This is a genomic window from Paenibacillus sp. FSL R7-0189 (assembly GCF_037969925.1).
Classification (GTDB): Bacteria; Bacillota; Bacilli; order Paenibacillales; family Paenibacillaceae; genus Paenibacillus_AQ; species Paenibacillus_AQ odorifer.
Window position 1 is genome coordinate 2,449,127 of sequence record NZ_CP150223.1, and the last position, 16,738, is coordinate 2,465,864.

Sequence of the window (16,738 nt, forward strand, 5' to 3'; positions counted from 1 at the left end):
CTGTTGAAATTTCGCTGGTCATCTGTGGCTTGGAGCGTAGCATACTTACTTTTGCTGCTTAGTTTAACGACTCCACTCCTCATCATCACTACCCTGTTTATGATTGTTCCGGCAGTAGTGTTGTTTACTACACTGAACACGAGACAATTTGTGCTGCATGTATTGCCGGTGTTGCTGATTGTAGGCTTGATTACACCAATTTATCTGTTGATAGCTGCGTATTTCTTAATACCGGCTCTGGTTATGGGGCGCTGGTATAAAAGACATGCCCCGGCTATGTCTACTGTGATCGCAGGTACGGTTACGATTCTTGCACAGTTCCTGCTGCTTTTGCTGCTGGGTACGGCATTATTTAATTTTGACCTGTCTACCTATGTGAACGATGTATTGCAAATGGTTAATTCACCTCTGTCCGAGCTCGGAACTACCAATCCTCTGCTCACTGATATTGGATTTTCAACTGAGGATGTAAACAAGATAAGTCATATGACGGTCCAAATGATCCCTATGACTCTAATCGTAAGCTCCTTCATGATTGCTGTGATTACGCATGCTATTGCCCGCCCGATTCTGAACAGTATGAATTATGCAGTGCCTAAGATGAAGCCTGCACGTGAATGGAGACTTTCGAGATCGTTTATTTGGTACTATCTGATTGGTGTTGTTCTACAGCTCTTCTTCTCAGGGTCGGAGAACAATTTCATCCTCATGATTTCTGCCAATCTTCTGCCATTGCTGCGAATTGGCTTTATGATTCAGGCCATCGGATTTTTCTTCTTCCTGGCGCATGAACGCAAATGGAACAAGATGTCTGCCGTTTTGTTAGCGATACCGGTTATTTTACTGCCGCCGCTGCGCATTATTGGTATTATTGATCTTGCGTTCCCACTGCGGGAGTATGTGACCAAATCGAAACGATAGGGTGAGAGTTCATGCCTAAATTTCTGCAAAGACGCTGGCACGGCTATCATACCGTATGGGCGTTCATGCTGCTGTTGGTCCTTATTATAATTGTCAGTGTCTATAACTGGGCGCTTGGGGTCGCCGGCCTGTTTCTGTCAGGTACTTTATGCTTCTATATGTTGAAAGCGGAGATCTCGTTCCGTCGTAATCTGGTGGAATATATTAATGGGCTGTCTTTCCGCATTAAGCGGGTAGAGGGCGAAGCAGTCAGCATGCTGCCGCTTGGAATCATTCTGTTTAGCGAGGATCGAACGGTGGAATGGAATAACCGCTATGCCGGCGATATTTTCGCACGCAAGTCTTTAGTTGGGGAATCACTGCAAGAATTATTGCCTGATCTGCAGTCTTTTTTTACAGGTGCTGCAGCGGGTAAGCGGGAGGTCGGCAAAGAAGGTGTGCTCCATGACACCCGCCTTGAGATCACCGTGGATGAACGATTTTATCAAGCTGTCATTATTCCGAGTGAGCGTATTCTTTACTTGTATGATATCACTGAGCTTGTGGTGTTACGTGAGCGGTATGAGGATGAGAAGCTGGCGATCGGCATAGTGATGATGGATAACCTGGATGAATCCGCTCAAGGAATGGATGATCAACAGCGAACCTCGCTGATTGCTAAGGTGACGAGTGAGATCACTGAATGGAGTAAGCAGTTTGAGGTTTATCTGCGGCGGTTGTCCTCGGAACGTTATCTAATGCTGCTTAATCATCGTAGCCTGCAAGCGTTGGAAGAGAGCCGCTTCGTGATTCTAGATGAAGTCAGAGAAATGACTGCTGATCTCAAGGTACCTATGACACTGAGTATTGGTCTGGCCTTTGGCGCAGACTCTGCAAGTGAATTAGGGGCATTGGCCCAATCCAGTCTAGACATGGCGCTGGGCCGAGGTGGTGATCAGGCGGCTGTAAAAGCAGGCCAACGGTTATCCTTCTACGGTGGCAAGAGTAATGCTGCTGAGAAGCGTACCCGAGTGCGGGCGCGGGTCATTGCGCATGCTTTGCGGGATCTGATGCAGGAGAGCGATCGTGTGCTGATCCTCGGTCATCGGACACCGGATATCGATGCTGTGGGTGCTGCAATCGGCCTGTTAAGGGCTGCGCAGATGTATAATGTAGAGGCTAGCATTGTGATGGAGACTCCAAATCCATCGATAACTAACATGATGGAGCAGATTCGTAAGGATGACGATTTGTATAAGTCATTCATCACAACGGAGCAATCCCTACAGATCATGACAGAGCATACCCTGCTTATTGTTGTGGATACACATAAGGCGTCTATGACGATGGAGCCGCGGCTAGTACAATATGCCAGCAGAATCGTAGTGGTGGATCATCACCGCAGAGGTGAAGAGTTCATTAATGATGCTGTATTGGTATATTTGGAACCTTACGCTTCATCGACCTGTGAGCTTGTGACAGAGCTGCTTCAGTATATCCATGAGAAGGTAAAGATCAGTCCGCTGGATGCTACAATGTTGTTAGCGGGGATCACGGTGGATACAAAGCACTTTGCGCTCCATACGGGTTCGCGTACCTTTGAGGCCGCAGGCTTCCTGCGCCGGAATGGTGCCGATACCGTACTTATTCAGCGCATGCTGAAGGAGGATTTACAGGAGTATATTTCCAAAGCCGAAATTATCAAACATGCGCGAATGGTGTATGACCAAATCGCGCTCGTAGTTACGGCACCAGGCATGAAAATCCCGCAGCTTCTTATTGCTCAGACTGCGGACACGCTACTTGGGATGACCAACGTAGTCGCTTCATTCGTCATCAGCGAGCGGCCTGACGGCCTGATTGGCATTAGTGCCCGATCACTCGGACGTATGAATGTACAGGTCGTGATGGAGAAATTAGGCGGCGGTGGGCATCTGTCCAATGCCGCAGTACAGCTTGAAGGAACATGTAAAGAAGCAGAAGCCAGATTACTGCAGGTGCTGGCGGAAATCGAATCGAAAGAGGGGTTATTCGAATGAAGGTCATTTTCATAAAAGATGTTAAGGGTCAAGGTAAAAAAGGTCAGGTTAAAGAGGTATCCGAAGGTTATGCTTCCAACTTCTTATTGCCACGTGGATTGGTTCGTCCGGCAACGGAAGGTAACGTGAAGACGCTGGAGAATCAAGCAGCTGCTGAACAACGCCGTAAAGATAACGAAAAAGAAGAAGCACAGCAATTGGGTAAGAAGCTTGACGAGTTAACACTGACAATGAAAGCAAAATCAGGTGAAGGCGGACGTTTATTCGGCGCTATTACAAGCAAACAGATTGCTGAGACACTGGCTTCCACCAAAGGAATTACTATTGATAAGCGCAAGATTGAATTAGGTGAGCCAATTCGCCATATAGGAGTATTTCAAGTAAGCGTAAAATTGCATACTGAAGTAAAGGCCACACTTAAGGTTGAGGTAACGGAGGAGTAACATGGGTGGAGATCTCTTTTTCGATCGGGTTCCCCCGCAGAATCTTGAAGCCGAGCAGGCGGTAATTGGTGCGGTTCTGTTGCAGGATGAAGCGCTCATTACTGCAATGGAACGGGTGAATACTGAAGACTTCTACGATAAAGCGCATCAAATGATTTTTGAGGCGATGGTGCAGCTCGGAGAAGAGAGCCAGCCGATTGATCTTGTTACACTTACGTCCAGACTGCAGGACAAAGGAGAGCTTGAAGATATTGGTGGTGTTAGCTACTTAGCTAAGCTGGCGCATGCCGTGCCTACTGCTGCTAACGTAGAATACTACGCCCAGATTATCGAAGAGAAAGCCATGCTGCGCCGTTTGATTCGCACAGCCACGCAGATTGTGAGCGAAGGTTATACTGGCGGTGAAGATGTAGCCGATATGCTGAGTGATGCAGAGCGGCGTATTCTTGAAATCTCCAACCGGCGAAGCGGCAGTGGATTTATTGCGATCCGCGATGTCTTGATGGAAGTGTTCGACAAGGTTGAGTTGCTTCATCAAAATAAGGGGGGTACCTCAGGTATCCCAACCGGATTTGTGGATTTAGATCATATGACTAACGGATTCCAACGTAACGATCTGATCATTGTTGCGGCTCGTCCATCTGTTGGTAAGACTGCATTCGCCCTGAATATTGCACAGAACGTGGCAGTACGCGCTAAAGAAACTGTTGCGATATTCAGTCTGGAAATGTCAGCGCCACAGCTGGTACAGCGGATGATTTGTGCTGAAGCCAACTTAGATGCCAATATTATGCGTACCGGTGACTTCAAGAGTGATGATGATTGGTCCAAGCTGACGATGGGTATTCAGTCTCTATCTGAAGCGGAGATTTATATCGACGATACACCAGGTATCACGGTAACCGATATTCGTGCAAAGTGCCGGAGACTGAAGAAGGAAAAAGGACTTGGCATGATCGTCATCGACTACTTGCAGCTCATTCAGGGCCGCGGTAAAGGCGGAGAGAACCGTCAGCAGGAAGTATCGGATATATCTCGTACACTGAAGCAGATTGCTCGTGAGCTGGATGTTCCGGTTATTGCTCTGTCGCAGTTAAGCCGGGGTGTAGAGCAGCGTCAGGATAAACGTCCAATGATGAGTGACTTGCGTGAATCGGGTTCTATCGAGCAGGATGCCGACATTGTTGCGTTTCTGTATCGTGATGATTATTACAATGCAGATACGGAGAAGAAGAATATTATTGAGATCATTATAGCTAAACAGCGTAATGGTCCCGTAGGCACGGTAGAACTGGTCTTTCTTAAAAATTTCAACAAGTTCGTTAACTACGAGCGAGCACATGCGGAACCCTTTGTTGGTTAAACCTGACATGTATAATTCCCGAACGATTGCACATTTCTTTGTGTAATCGTTCGTTTTATTTGACTTTGAAAAAAACCGCTGTTACACTGAGAATTGTCCTTTAGCGGGTTAAATCTGCTTGGCGTCCGGAGGGCCACGTACATAAGAATGACGTATAGGGCCCATATTATGAAAAATAATGGTGCTAAGTAGCACCTACGGAGGAATGAACATGTCAACGGTAGTCGTCGTGGGAACACAATGGGGAGACGAAGGTAAAGGGAAAATCACTGACTTTCTAGCGGAAAGTGCAGATGTGGTCGCCCGTTATCAAGGGGGCAATAATGCCGGTCACACGATTCTGATTGACGGTGAGAAGTTTAAGCTCAGCTTGATCCCTTCGGGTGTATTTTATAAAGAGAAAACTTGTGTAATTGGTAACGGAATGGTTATTAATCCGGCTGCCTTGATCCAAGAAATTAATTATATTCACGAGAACGGTTTTGACACTAAGAACTTAGTGATCAGTGATCGTGCTCATGTCATTATGCCATACCATATGGTGCTGGATGCTCTCGAAGAAGACCGTAAGGGTCCGAACAAGATTGGTACTACACGTAAAGGTATCGGTCCTTGTTATATGGATAAGGCAGCACGCAACGGTATCCGTATTGCTGACTTGATGGACGCTGAGGAATTCGAACTGAGACTCCGCCCCTTGATGCAAGAGAAGAACCAAGTGATTACACAGGTCTATGGTGCGGAAGCTCTTAACGTAGAAGAGATTCTGACTCAATATCTGGAATATGCAGAAGTGCTGCGTAATTATGTAACAGACACCTCTGTTATTCTTAATGAAGCCATTGATGCGGATCGCAAAGTGTTGTTTGAAGGTGCGCAAGGAGTAATGCTTGATATCGATCAAGGTACGTATCCGTTTGTTACTTCATCCAACCCATCTGCCGGTGGGGTATGCATAGGTTCTGGTGTGGGACCGTCCAAAATCAAACAGGTTATTGGGGTTGCAAAAGCCTATACCACTCGTGTTGGAGATGGCCCGTTCCCTACAGAACTGAATGATGCAACAGGTGATTATATCCGTGAAACAGGTCATGAATATGGCACAGTTACCGGACGTGCGCGCCGTGTAGGCTGGTTCGACAGTGTAGTTGTGAGTCACGCTCGTCGTGTAAGTGGAATCACAGGGCTATCTCTTAACTCGCTGGATGTACTTAGCGGACTTGAGACTGTGAAGATCTGCACAGGCTACAAATACCGTGGTGAGGTAATTACTCATTACCCTGCTAGCCTCAAAATGCTGGCAGAATGCGAAGCGGTATATGAAGAGCTTCCAGGCTGGAGCGAAGATATTACTTCTGCAAAAACGTTGGATGATCTTCCAGCCAATACACGCAGATATGTTGAACGTGTATCTGAGCTTACGGGTATTCCGATTGCTATCTTCTCAGTGGGTCGTAACCGTGAGCAGACGAATCAAGTATTGCCAATTTATATCTAAAACCTAGTTATACTAAGGAGCCTCGTTAGAGGCTCTTTTTTTTGTTCTGAGGACTATATCTCTCTCTTTTGGGGCCTAGATTTATGCCTAGACGTTTCCCAAGGCCGGTTCTAGTCAATACTGGATGTATAGAAGAACATGTACATGATCTACCAGATAGACTTGAACATAGGTGAGAGGAGAAATGAAGATGAAGATCGTGAAGCGTGCACTTAGCGTATGTCTGATTGTGGTACTTGCCAGCACTCTTTCAATTCTAACAACGGGCGTGGTTGTAAATGCTTATATTCAGTCGGTACTGGCTAGCTTCGATATTAAAGTGAATACTCCCGGTCCGGGATTTGGAGGAATGATTCGGAGCATTATTGGCATGGATAACAAATCTGACTCGGATACAGCTAATAAAGAAGTAACCACAGGGAGTACAGTTAGCAAGGAGACCGACAAAAGCACGGATTCGCCAGCTAAAGGCAAGGGTGAGCCCGTAGATGATAATACTCCGACTGATGCCTTACCAGTTATGGGGCAAGTTACAACCGAAAGTTCAGCTGATAACGGAAGTGGAAGTGTTGGTGACCAACAATTAGTAATGACACCTGAGGCACTCAGTGACTTCAAAGATAAGCTTCCATCGGAAGAGAAGGTAAATATATTCAATATTTTGATGTCCAAACTACCCCAGGATGAGATGGCAAAAATTTCAACAGCGATGGAGGATGGATTAACAGAAGATGAGGTTAAAGAGCTGCAGCAGGTAATTGCAAAATATGTTGATGCAGACGAATATGAGAGCATAATGAAAATGCTTACACCAACTACAGAATCTACGCAATAGCATTTGTAATTGTCACTTTATAGACACATGAAAAAGGTTAAAATTTCATATTTGCGCAAAAAACCCGCGTATTTGGCGGGTTTTTTGTTATGTCTAAAGTTGAAATTTTTCTCTAAGCTATGGTACAGTAAACAAGGACCTCAAGAGGTTAATTTTTTGTAACCTCCTTAACAACCTTTTTATAGGTTCATTAGAAGCAGGAATTAAGCACTAGTATACGCAGAAATTTACATGGATGTAATCTATATAATCGAGGTCGTACAATTAGCTTGGCCGCTTTTGTCGGAAGTAAAAGCGGACTGAAAGGGAGAGTTTCATGAAGGGATTTAAGTTCATGCGTCGGATGAGCAAGCTGCAAGATGGACATCCAGCAGAGTCCGAGGCGAATGTTCAACAGAGCCACAATTTCGATCACGACTCCAAACACTTTCAACAAGAGAAAGGTACTCGCAGATTTCGGCGCGCTTGGATTTTGGGATCTGTCGGCCTTGTGCTTCTAGCTACGGTGTTGGTTGGAGCAGAGAAAAGGTATGTAGCTGCTAACACGGTTACCTATTATCAAGTGTTGGTGAAGGGTGAAGAAATCGGAAGACTTACCGATCAGACGCAGCTTAACCAGCTATACGATAAGAAACAACGAGAATATCAGGAGAAATATCCGAATTCAACCATGGTGCTGCAAACAGAGGGCATTACAATAGAAGAGCAGAAGGCATACAAGCCAGAAGTTGATAGTGAGGCGACACTTACTAAACTAGATGGAATGCTGAAGGCTTATGCGGTAGGCGTACAATTGATGGTAGATGGCAAGGCTGTTGGCATAGTTAAGGATCAGGAAACTGCTAATGCAGTGCTTGAAGGGGTAAAAAATCATTATGTCCCACAAGCAGAAGTAGCAACGACGGCTAGTAAGCTAACAAGAACGGCTGCTTCCAGCTCATCTGCTGCAAAAGCGAAGACTCCGGAGCAAGTAGAGTCGGTAGAGATTAGTGAAGATATTTCTATCGTTCCTATCAAAGCAGATCCTAATAAAGTGTTGGATGTGGAGGCAGCGGTCCAGACACTTACCGAAGGTAAAGAGGCGCCCCTTCTTTATACCGTTCAAGAGGGTGATACGATTTCGGGGATTGCCAAACGGTTTGAAATCACCCAAAAAGAGATTTATAGTAACAATCCTAACGTGAAAGAGCTGACGTTGAAGATTGGAGATACACTGAAGCTGAAGGTACCCCAACCAGATGTTACAGTAGTAACTGTGGAAAAAGTGACTGAGCAAATAGTGACTGAGCCGGAAGTGGTTGTGCGTTCGAGCGATCAGCTAGCGGCAGGCAAAAGCAAAGTCGTTCGTCCAGGGCAAACTGGACTTAAAGAAATGGAGTATCGGGTAACGAAGGAAAATGGTACGGTCGTCCAAGAAGAATGGTTAGGCCAGACCGTTATACAAGCCTCGCTGCCAGAAGTTGTTTATCGGGGAACGAAGGTTGTTGGTGAAGGAACAGGCATGTTCAGTTGGCCGGTAAGCGGGGCGACACTGACAAGTAGCTTCGGCGAGCGTTGGAGCCGTGCCCATAAGGGTATTGATATGGTATCTAGCAATCGGAATATAAAAGCTTCTGATGCCGGGACCGTGATCTTTGCAGGTGTGCAGAGTGGATACGGGAATGTAGTTATTGTAGATCATCGCAACGGATACCAGACCTATTATGGTCATTTAAAAAGCATCTCGGTTTCTACAGGCCAACGCTTGGAGCAGGGTGGCAAGATTGGCGTAATGGGCAGCACCGGACGTTCGACGGGTACACATCTGCATTTTGAGATTCGGAAGAATGGCACTGCTGTAAATCCAATGAAGTATTTGCAATAATTCATACTTTGTCCTTTAACTGCTCGATTTCAATCGGGCGGTTTTTATTTTTTTTAATCTACGAGTGACGGCAAAGCCGTTTCTTTTTGCTGGGCAGGGGGATTGCTTATTTCGTAGGATGTGACGGTTAGACAGGTATGTTAAAATAAAGGAATGATCATTAAGTAAGGATAGGAAGGTGAAGCTGGGACATGCAGATGGGAACGATTCTGGTAGTAGATGATGAACAGCCTATTGCTGATATATTGAAATTTAATTTAGAAAAAGAAGGCTACGAGGTTATTTGTGCTTTTGATGGCAACAGTGCAGTGGAGCTGGCATTGTCCAAAAGGCCCGATCTTATGCTGCTTGATCTTATGCTGCCCGGCAAAGATGGTATGGACGTCTGCCGCGAGGTGCGTTCTGCGCACTTGGACATTCCTATCATTATGCTTACAGCCAAGGACGGAGAGATTGATAAGGTACTTGGCCTGGAGCTTGGTGCTGATGACTATGTGACCAAACCTTTTAGTACACGTGAATTGCTGGCCAGAGTTAAAGCCCAGATGCGGAGACAGCATAAACCGTCACCACAGGGGATGGCGAGTGAACCAGCAGAGAATAAGCAGGGCATTTATCATTTTGATCTGTTTATAGATACAGATATGTATTTGGTCTATAAGGGCGGGGAGCCGCTTGACTTGACCCATCGTGAATATGAGCTGCTCTACTATATGATCAAACATGCCGGTAAGGTGATGACTCGGGAGCATTTGCTGCAGGCAGTGTGGGGATTTGAGTATTTCGGTGATGTGCGGACCGTTGACGTGACGATCCGTCGTCTAAGAGAGAAAATTGAGGAGAACCCCAGCAAGCCCGAATATATTTATACTCGGCGTGGACTCGGCTATTTGATGCATAGCCCTAAAAATGGAGGACTGTGATGAAGTGGCGGTCCTTTATCCGGACAATTCAGGCAAAACTTATTATTATTTACGTATTGCTAATTCTGATAGCTATGCAGTTGATCGGGGTTTATTTTGTCAGCTCGATGAAGAACTCGTTAACAGATAATTTCACCAAGGACCTTAAAGCACGTGCTGAGATGTTGTCTATCCTGACTGCTGATAAATTTGGTAGTGAGGCTGGAACCGCAGATGAGGAAACCGCTGTGGAAAGTCTGCGCGGAATGGTCAATAATCTGTACATTAACGGGGCTGAGATTCAGGTACTGGATGCCAGCGGCAAAATCATCACCACTTCCGTTCCCTCGCAGAATGACTATGTCGGGCAGCGTAACACCCAGACAGTTGTGAATCGGGCCTTGCAGGGCATCAGTGATAACGAGGAATATATTATTGCCGATGATAATGTGCGTAAAAAGGTTGTGGCCAAGCCTGTGCTCTCGGGTGACAAGGTAGTGGGCGCAATCTATATTGCTGCTGACATGAAGGATCTATACGCCACGATGGGCCGGATCAATAGTGTATTTATCTCAGGTTTGCTGTTAGCTCTAGCGTTAACGGTTGTTTTATGCGTCATTCTGGCGCACACCATCACGCAGCCTATTAAGGAAATGACGAGGCATGCTACGGCTGTCGCTGAAGGCCGATTCAATCGTAAAATGCCCGTATTGGGCAATGATGAAATTGGACAACTCAGTCAGGCGTTCAATTATATGACCGGTAGATTGCGTGAGGCACTCTCGCAGAATGAAGAGGAGAAGGAGAAGCTTACCTCTATTCTGACGAACATGAGTGATGGTGTCGTGGCTACAGATGAGAACGGAGTAGTGATTCTGATGAATCGGCGGGCAGCGCTGATGCTCGGAAATGAAGGACCGTTGCCGGAAGGTGCCCCTCTAGATAAATTGTTGGGCTTAGATTACGAACAAAGCGGATCTCTGGCTAAAGGCAATGCCCAATCTGCAATGCTTCATCTGACTCATATGGGTGGAGAAGATTCTAATATCGTAAGAGTGACGTTTACTCCGATTCATCGTCGTGAGGGTGGCATTGCCGGCACAATTGCTGTGCTGCAGGATGTCACCGAACAGGAGAATCTGGAGGAATCACGCCGTGAGTTCGTGGCGAACGTTTCGCATGAGCTAAGAACACCACTTACCACTATTAAAAGCTATGTTGAAGCACTGGATGATGGAGCACTTGAAGATCCGCAGCTGGCGGTTCGATTTGTTGGGGTTATTCGCAACGAAACAGAACGGATGATTCGTCTGGTCACGGATTTGCTGCATCTTTCCCGTCTGGATTCCAAGGAAGCTCTTCTTCGAATTCAGCAGACGGATATTACCGAGATGCTGGAGGATGTGGCGGATCGTTTTTCTTTTCAAATTCGGCAGAAGCGTATAGATATAAGTACAAGGGTCCGCAAAGATGTTACCACGGCGTGGCTTGATCGCGATCAAATCGATCAGGTCTTGGGGAATTTGGTCTCCAATGCGCTAAAATATACGCCAGAAGGCGGTACGATTGAACTGGAAGCGTTGAAGAATGAGGATGGAATGCTCTCCATTTCTGTGCGTGATTCGGGGATAGGGATTCCGAAAAAGGATATCGAGCGGATCTTCGAACGATTTTATCGCGTGGATAAGGCACGTTCGCGGAACATGGGAGGCACCGGACTTGGCCTTTCCATTGCCCGGGAAATTGTGAAGGCACATGGAGGCTCCATTTCCCTGCAATCCGAGCTAAATGAAGGTTCAAAGGTAACCTTTACCCTGCCTTTGAACGAGCAAAGGGGGAGTGAGGCATGAAGGAACGAATCAAATCATGCATTCTAGCCTTGCTCGTGCTCGGAAGCCTGGTTGAAAGCTATTATTTGATCTACCGTTTGCCTGGTGCTGATTCAGCAGTGCTTTCTGAGAACCTGTATGTGAAGACAGATAATATGGGTCCGGAAGAGAAGGTAGAGAACCTGTTATACCCTGACAAAATGATCATCCATATGGGAGAAGGCAAACATACGCTTTTTTATCCGGACTCTACGTTCTATAGCTTGATCATGAATCGCTTAAAAGGTCGTGGCTTCGAAAGCTTCCAACGGCACTCGGTACAGGATTATGATTGGGATAAGATCCGCAATGAGAATCCTGGGATTGAGCTTTCATTCGGAGCGGGCATTCCGGTAACGTTATTGCAGCGGGTGATGCAGTTATCGCCAGATTCCCTTTTTGAAGGAGAAAGCATTGATCGCATTTGGATCTATAACATTAAGAATGATTCCAAGGCCCATGCTATTTTCTTCAGTACGAGAGGCGACATCATATACGAAGCGGCAAAAGCGGATTTAACGGTTCAGGATGTGCAGCAGCATGTTGATTTCGGTAAGAATTGGACGCCTTACAAGACCGTAAGCGGGGATTATTATGTGCCAGACAGTAAGATTTCTCTGGTTCAGGTAGACATGCCTTCCGGGATGTACACCATAGAGCAAATGCAGAGTAATCTTTTCTTCGATGTTGGAAGCACTAGATATATTCGGGAGAAGAACGGCTCGGAGATTTATACGGATAGCAAACGGAGCCTTCAGGTGGACCAGGGTAAGAACTGGATGAGCTATAGTGACCCTGCGGCGCTTCCAGCTGGAGAAAGTACCCCTGCCAAGGATGCTTTGGAAGCTGTAGAATTTGTGAACCAGCATGGCGGATGGAATGGGACTTACCGTTTGGAGGCTACAGAGGAAGGCAGACAGGAGAGAAAGGTCTCTTTTCAACAATATTATGGCTCCTATCCGTACGGCTCCTATCCGATAATGAGCAATTCATCATTACAGTATGGTGTAATAAATCTGGAACTGCAGCAGGGAACAGTATCCTCTTATGAACGTTCTCTAATTTATATAGATGAAAGTAAGGCCGTAAAAAAGGTAGTGGAGCTATCTGGAGGTGCGGATCTGGAGTATAGGTTGTCTCTGGTCAGTAAAACTTCGGCAGTGAAGGATTTAACGCCTGCTTATGTGCCTGAGGTGAAGGAAGATCATCTGGAGCTGATACCTGTCTGGAAAGTTACACTTAGTGATGGCAGTGTTCTTACTTTAAATTAATGGACAAGTGGTTCATATAACAATTAGGAGGTTCGGGTATGGATTGGGGAAGAGCTAAAAATGTACTGATTTGCGCCTTTTTAGGTCTGAATCTGCTGCTATGTTACCAGCTGTGGGTCGATTTGCGCGATCAGGTTAGTGCTAATCTTGATTTTACTTCCCTGTCTGCTGAGACCCAAGCCGTAATGGAGCAGAAAGGGATTCGTGTATTGTGTCCCATTCCGGCGTCTACCCCGCAGCTTCCTAACATTACTTATCGTTATTCTGCTGAAGAGCAGACTGAACCACCAATTAAATTAGATGTACCTATAGACAGCAAGCTGATCTATTCTTCCTTCTCAGAGCTTAGCAAGGCGCTTGAGGATAAGATTCCTGACATTTCCAATTATCGCTTTGATTCACAGGAAAGTGAGGTAGGAAAGTTCGTTCTTCATCCGCTGGTTCAAAATCAGTGGTCGTTGTTCCGTGTTAGGCTAGAGTTGATTAACAGTGATCAAAAAATCGTAGCTTACCGCTGGCCGAAGATTGAAATAGGGACAAGCAGCAGCGATAAAGAACAGAAGGTGCTTCCAGCATCGCAAGCACTTAGTAGCTTGATAGAGAAGTATTTTCCGGCAGATTCCGTAGTGAAGGAGATTGAGCTGGGGTATTACGGTGAGCTGTTCAACTCGGAAAGTCAGGTAGCTTCGCCGATGTGGCGGTTTATGCTGGAGAACGGCAATGCCTATTATGTGGATGCTATTAGTGCGGACATCATCAGTCCTAAGACAACAGAGTAGAAGGAGTAAGGAAAATGGGGATTTCATTTACAGTACTGTCCAGTGGTTCTACCGGCAATGTAACGGTGGTACGAAACGGGGAGACAACACTTATGATTGACGCAGGTTTTAGTGCCAAGCGGATCGATGAGCTGTTGGCCATGCGTGAACTAACGGGTAATGATATAGACGGGATTCTAGTTACACACGAACATTCCGATCATATCAAGGGACTCGGGGCCATGGCCCGTAAATACGATCTTCCGATTTATGCGAACACCAATACCTGGGGAGCTATCGAGAAGGGAATTGGTAAAATACCGGAGTATAACCGGATGATCATGGAGTCTGGCCAGCACAAGGATTTCGGCAGTATGCGAGTAGAATCCTTTGCGATTTCTCATGATGCAGCGGAGCCAGTGGGTTACAATTTTTATGATGGAAAAGAGAAGTTATGTGTAGCTACAGACCTGGGCTATGTTAGTGATAAGGTAAGAGATGCAATTTCAGATGCAGATGTATTGGTGCTGGAGGCGAATCATGATATCGAATTGCTGAGAATGGGACGTTATCCGTGGAATACGAAACGGCGCATCCTAGGCGACATGGGTCACCTTTCCAATGAGGCAGCTGGAGCTGCGCTTAGCGAAATTCTTACAGGGCGGACCAAACGGACCTATTTGGCGCATTTAAGCCGGGATCACAATATGATGGATTTGGCAAAAATGTCGGTACGCGGCGCAATGGAGGATCGGGGCTGTTTTTTCAAAGATAGTGAGTTCAGACTGTGTGATACGTATTATGATCAACCTACGCCATGGGATAAGCTGAGCCAGTCATAAGCTGATCAAGTTCAGCGGTCTTGCGATCTAATTCTTGGCGGGAGATTAGGCCTTTTTCAATCATCAATTCGATCATTGCGCTAAAGGCAAGGGTCATGTGGTAGTGTTCATCCTTTAAGTCACCAAGCTTACCGATAAACTCGACTAAATCCATACTTGTTGAAAAAGAACTCATAATTAATCCTCCTTTAATAGTGTGAATTTATAGTGTAATTAGAACTGAAAACTGTAAAAAATTCGCAGGTGTTTTAGCTGAGGAAAATCCCGAATTGCAGGTTGCCTGTGATACAATTAAAAGCGTGATGAGCAAAGCTAAAATTTTAGGGACACTTCTATTTTATTGTAGTCTTTTAAGTTGCAAAATATTCCTAATAGAGAAGATATATTAAAAGATTATCATAATCTAACGATTGATCGAAACTCTTGTGGGGTTAATGGATAAAGTGAAACTTTTTAGTGATATTTGGAGTCTAATGGTTACAGAGGTTTGGTTCGGACGTGGTTGCTATAGGTTCAGGTCTTAACAACAGTGAACGCTTGGCAATAGAAGGGGGAGATTTTCGGTGGGATTGTTTGATGATGATTTCTATTCAACTAAAGTTTCGCGGTCCAGAGGGGATGAAGCATCAAAGGGATCGTTTGCTAACCGTAGACATTCTGTACGCAGATCGCGTAAAGGGCTATCTACCTGGCAAATATCCGCCGTTTGCTCCTTAGTCAGCGCTGTGGTGGCAGTTCTGTTATTCAGTATGTTTACAGGCCAGATGAGTCATGAGACTGCTCAAAAGCCGGTTGTAACAACTGGAAATGTTGCCCCAAGCAGTAGTGATCCATTTGACCGGATTATTCAAGCTGCTGCCACGGTTCGCCCTGCAGTAGTAAGTATTATCAATCATAAAGAAGATAATGAAGAATTAAACATTCTGGATGAGTCCGCACTAGGCTCAGGAGTGATCTATAAAAAGACAGGAAATAAAGCATTTATCATTACCAATAATCATGTCATCGAAGACTCCGGTAATCTCGAGGTAGTTACAGTGAACGGAGAGACCCGTAAGGCAACACTCGTTGGAACGGATAAAGTAAGCGACATTGCGGTACTCTCTATTGATGCCAAAGGAATCGATACCATCGCGCAGCTCGGTGATTCCTCTAAGCTTCGTCTAGGTGAAACGGTCATTGCTATCGGTAATCCGCTAGGACTTGGTGATACATTGACCTCGGGGATTGTTAGCTATACTGAACGGATGGTTCCCGTATCCCTTAATCAGGATGGAGTATATGACTGGGAACAAGAAGTGATACAGACTGATGCGGCGATTAATGAAGGAAATAGTGGCGGCGCGTTAGTGGATCTCGATGGCAAGGTCATTGGAATTAACACGATGAAGATTTCAGATACGGGTGTAGAGGGTCTGGGTTTTGCAATTCCTGCGAATCATGTGATAGATATCGCTAATGAGCTGGCTGAAAAAGGGCATATTGCCCGTTCGTACTTGGGTGTATATTCAGTTGATTTGAACAATCCGTACGTTCCACTAGCAGAAGATCAACGCAATGAATTGAACCTGCCGAACAGTGTTAAGGATGGAGTAGTTGTTCTAGAAGCCGTTGGCCCTGCGAAGGAAGCTGGACTGCAATTCAATGATGTCATTACCAAATTTAATGATCAATCCATCATATCTACCCTTTCTCTTCGCAAGTACTTATATAATCATACGAAGATCGGTGATGATCTGAAAATTACTTACTATCGAAACGGCGAGGCCAAACAGGCAACAGTTAAACTTCTTGAAAAACCACAGGAATAATATGCTGGAGGTCGGTATATAATGATATAGCAGTTACGACAAGTAGAGCGGACTACCCCTTCGATTCCGAGGGGGTACCTTCTTGAAAAAGCGGATAAAAGTAACGTTTTTGGGAAAGCTATTTTTCTAAAACCATGATAATTATGCCAGAAAAAGGATCTATTTAGGGAATAAACACTAAGTGGCAGCCCTTACATTGGAAGGTAATACTTATTAGGGCAAAACCGGATATATTCGGATGCTTGCTTGCCTTTGCTAATCAGGTGTGGTAATATGATATCAATCATACATTTAGTCCCTAATTCTCGCATTGAAAAGGGCTGTCATATTTGGTAATACAACCT

The 16,738-nt window shown here is 45.5% G+C and carries 14 protein-coding genes; 13 read left to right on the top strand and 1 reads right to left on the bottom strand.

Annotation, left to right across the window (positions count from 1 at the left end; translation table 11 throughout):
- Positions 1-3 precede the first annotated feature (3 nt).
- The 12 genes from MKY63_RS10585 (at position 4) to MKY63_RS10640 (ending at position 14,583) form a co-directional block, all read left to right on the top strand.
- Positions 4-921, top strand: a complete 918-nt coding sequence (locus MKY63_RS10585; protein ID WP_036677800.1) for a DUF2232 domain-containing protein — start codon at positions 4-6, stop codon at positions 919-921.
- 11 nt (positions 922-932) lie between these two features.
- Complete coding sequence (locus MKY63_RS10590; protein WP_111506040.1) at positions 933-2,939, top strand: DHH family phosphoesterase; 2,007 nt, start codon at positions 933-935, stop codon at positions 2,937-2,939.
- On the top strand, positions 2,936-3,382 hold the full coding sequence (gene rplI, locus MKY63_RS10595) for a 50S ribosomal protein L9 (protein ID WP_036677804.1): 447 nt from the start codon (positions 2,936-2,938) through the stop codon (positions 3,380-3,382). The genes MKY63_RS10590 and rplI overlap by 4 nt, the downstream gene beginning before the upstream one ends.
- Position 3,383: 1 nt before the next feature.
- Positions 3,384-4,745 (top strand): replicative DNA helicase, encoded by a 1,362-nt coding sequence (gene dnaB, locus MKY63_RS10600; RefSeq protein WP_339812736.1) that lies wholly within the window; start codon positions 3,384-3,386, stop codon positions 4,743-4,745.
- Between the two features lie 211 nt (positions 4,746-4,956).
- Positions 4,957-6,243 carry an adenylosuccinate synthase gene (locus MKY63_RS10605; RefSeq protein ID WP_036677809.1) on the top strand — a complete coding sequence of 429 codons (1,287 nt, stop codon included), beginning with the start codon at positions 4,957-4,959 and terminating at the stop codon, positions 6,241-6,243.
- Between the two features lie 190 nt (positions 6,244-6,433).
- Positions 6,434-7,078, top strand: a complete 645-nt coding sequence (locus MKY63_RS10610) for a hypothetical protein (RefSeq protein WP_036677811.1) — start codon at positions 6,434-6,436, stop codon at positions 7,076-7,078.
- Positions 7,079-7,394: 316 nt separating this feature from the next.
- Entirely contained in the window at positions 7,395-8,942 is a 1,548-nt protein-coding gene (locus tag MKY63_RS10615) for a M23 family metallopeptidase (protein WP_076099794.1), read from the top strand.
- A gap of 191 nt (positions 8,943-9,133) precedes the next feature.
- The gene (gene yycF / locus MKY63_RS10620; RefSeq protein ID WP_036677815.1) at positions 9,134-9,865 is read left to right on the top strand and encodes a response regulator YycF; all 732 of its coding nucleotides are present in this window, start codon (positions 9,134-9,136) and stop codon (positions 9,863-9,865) included.
- A complete protein-coding gene (gene walK, locus MKY63_RS10625; protein ID WP_036677817.1) occupies positions 9,865-11,694 on the top strand; it encodes a cell wall metabolism sensor histidine kinase WalK in 1,830 nt (609 codons plus the stop codon). Before yycF ends, walK begins: the two co-directional genes overlap by 1 nt.
- Entirely contained in the window at positions 11,691-12,983 is a 1,293-nt protein-coding gene (gene yycH / locus MKY63_RS10630) for a two-component system activity regulator YycH (protein ID WP_036677820.1), read from the top strand. The genes walK and yycH overlap by 4 nt, the downstream gene beginning before the upstream one ends.
- 38 nt (positions 12,984-13,021) lie before the next feature.
- Positions 13,022-13,762, top strand: a complete 741-nt coding sequence (gene yycI / locus MKY63_RS10635) for a two-component system regulatory protein YycI (protein WP_036677823.1) — start codon at positions 13,022-13,024, stop codon at positions 13,760-13,762.
- 14 nt (positions 13,763-13,776) lie between these two features.
- On the top strand, positions 13,777-14,583 hold the full coding sequence (locus MKY63_RS10640; protein WP_036677825.1) for an MBL fold metallo-hydrolase: 807 nt from the start codon (positions 13,777-13,779) through the stop codon (positions 14,581-14,583).
- On the opposite strand, the gene MKY63_RS10645 is transcribed toward MKY63_RS10640, so the two are convergent.
- The gene (locus tag MKY63_RS10645; protein WP_036677826.1) at positions 14,552-14,758 is read right to left on the bottom strand and encodes a hypothetical protein; all 207 of its coding nucleotides are present in this window, start codon (positions 14,756-14,758) and stop codon (positions 14,552-14,554) included. The two genes, MKY63_RS10640 and MKY63_RS10645, sit on opposite strands and share 32 nt — an antisense overlap.
- 388 nt (positions 14,759-15,146) lie before the next feature.
- Here MKY63_RS10645 and MKY63_RS10650 point away from each other — a divergent pair, with 388 nt between their 5' ends.
- On the top strand, positions 15,147-16,394 hold the full coding sequence (locus tag MKY63_RS10650) for a trypsin-like peptidase domain-containing protein (protein WP_036677827.1): 1,248 nt from the start codon (positions 15,147-15,149) through the stop codon (positions 16,392-16,394).
- Positions 16,395-16,738 lie beyond the last annotated feature (344 nt).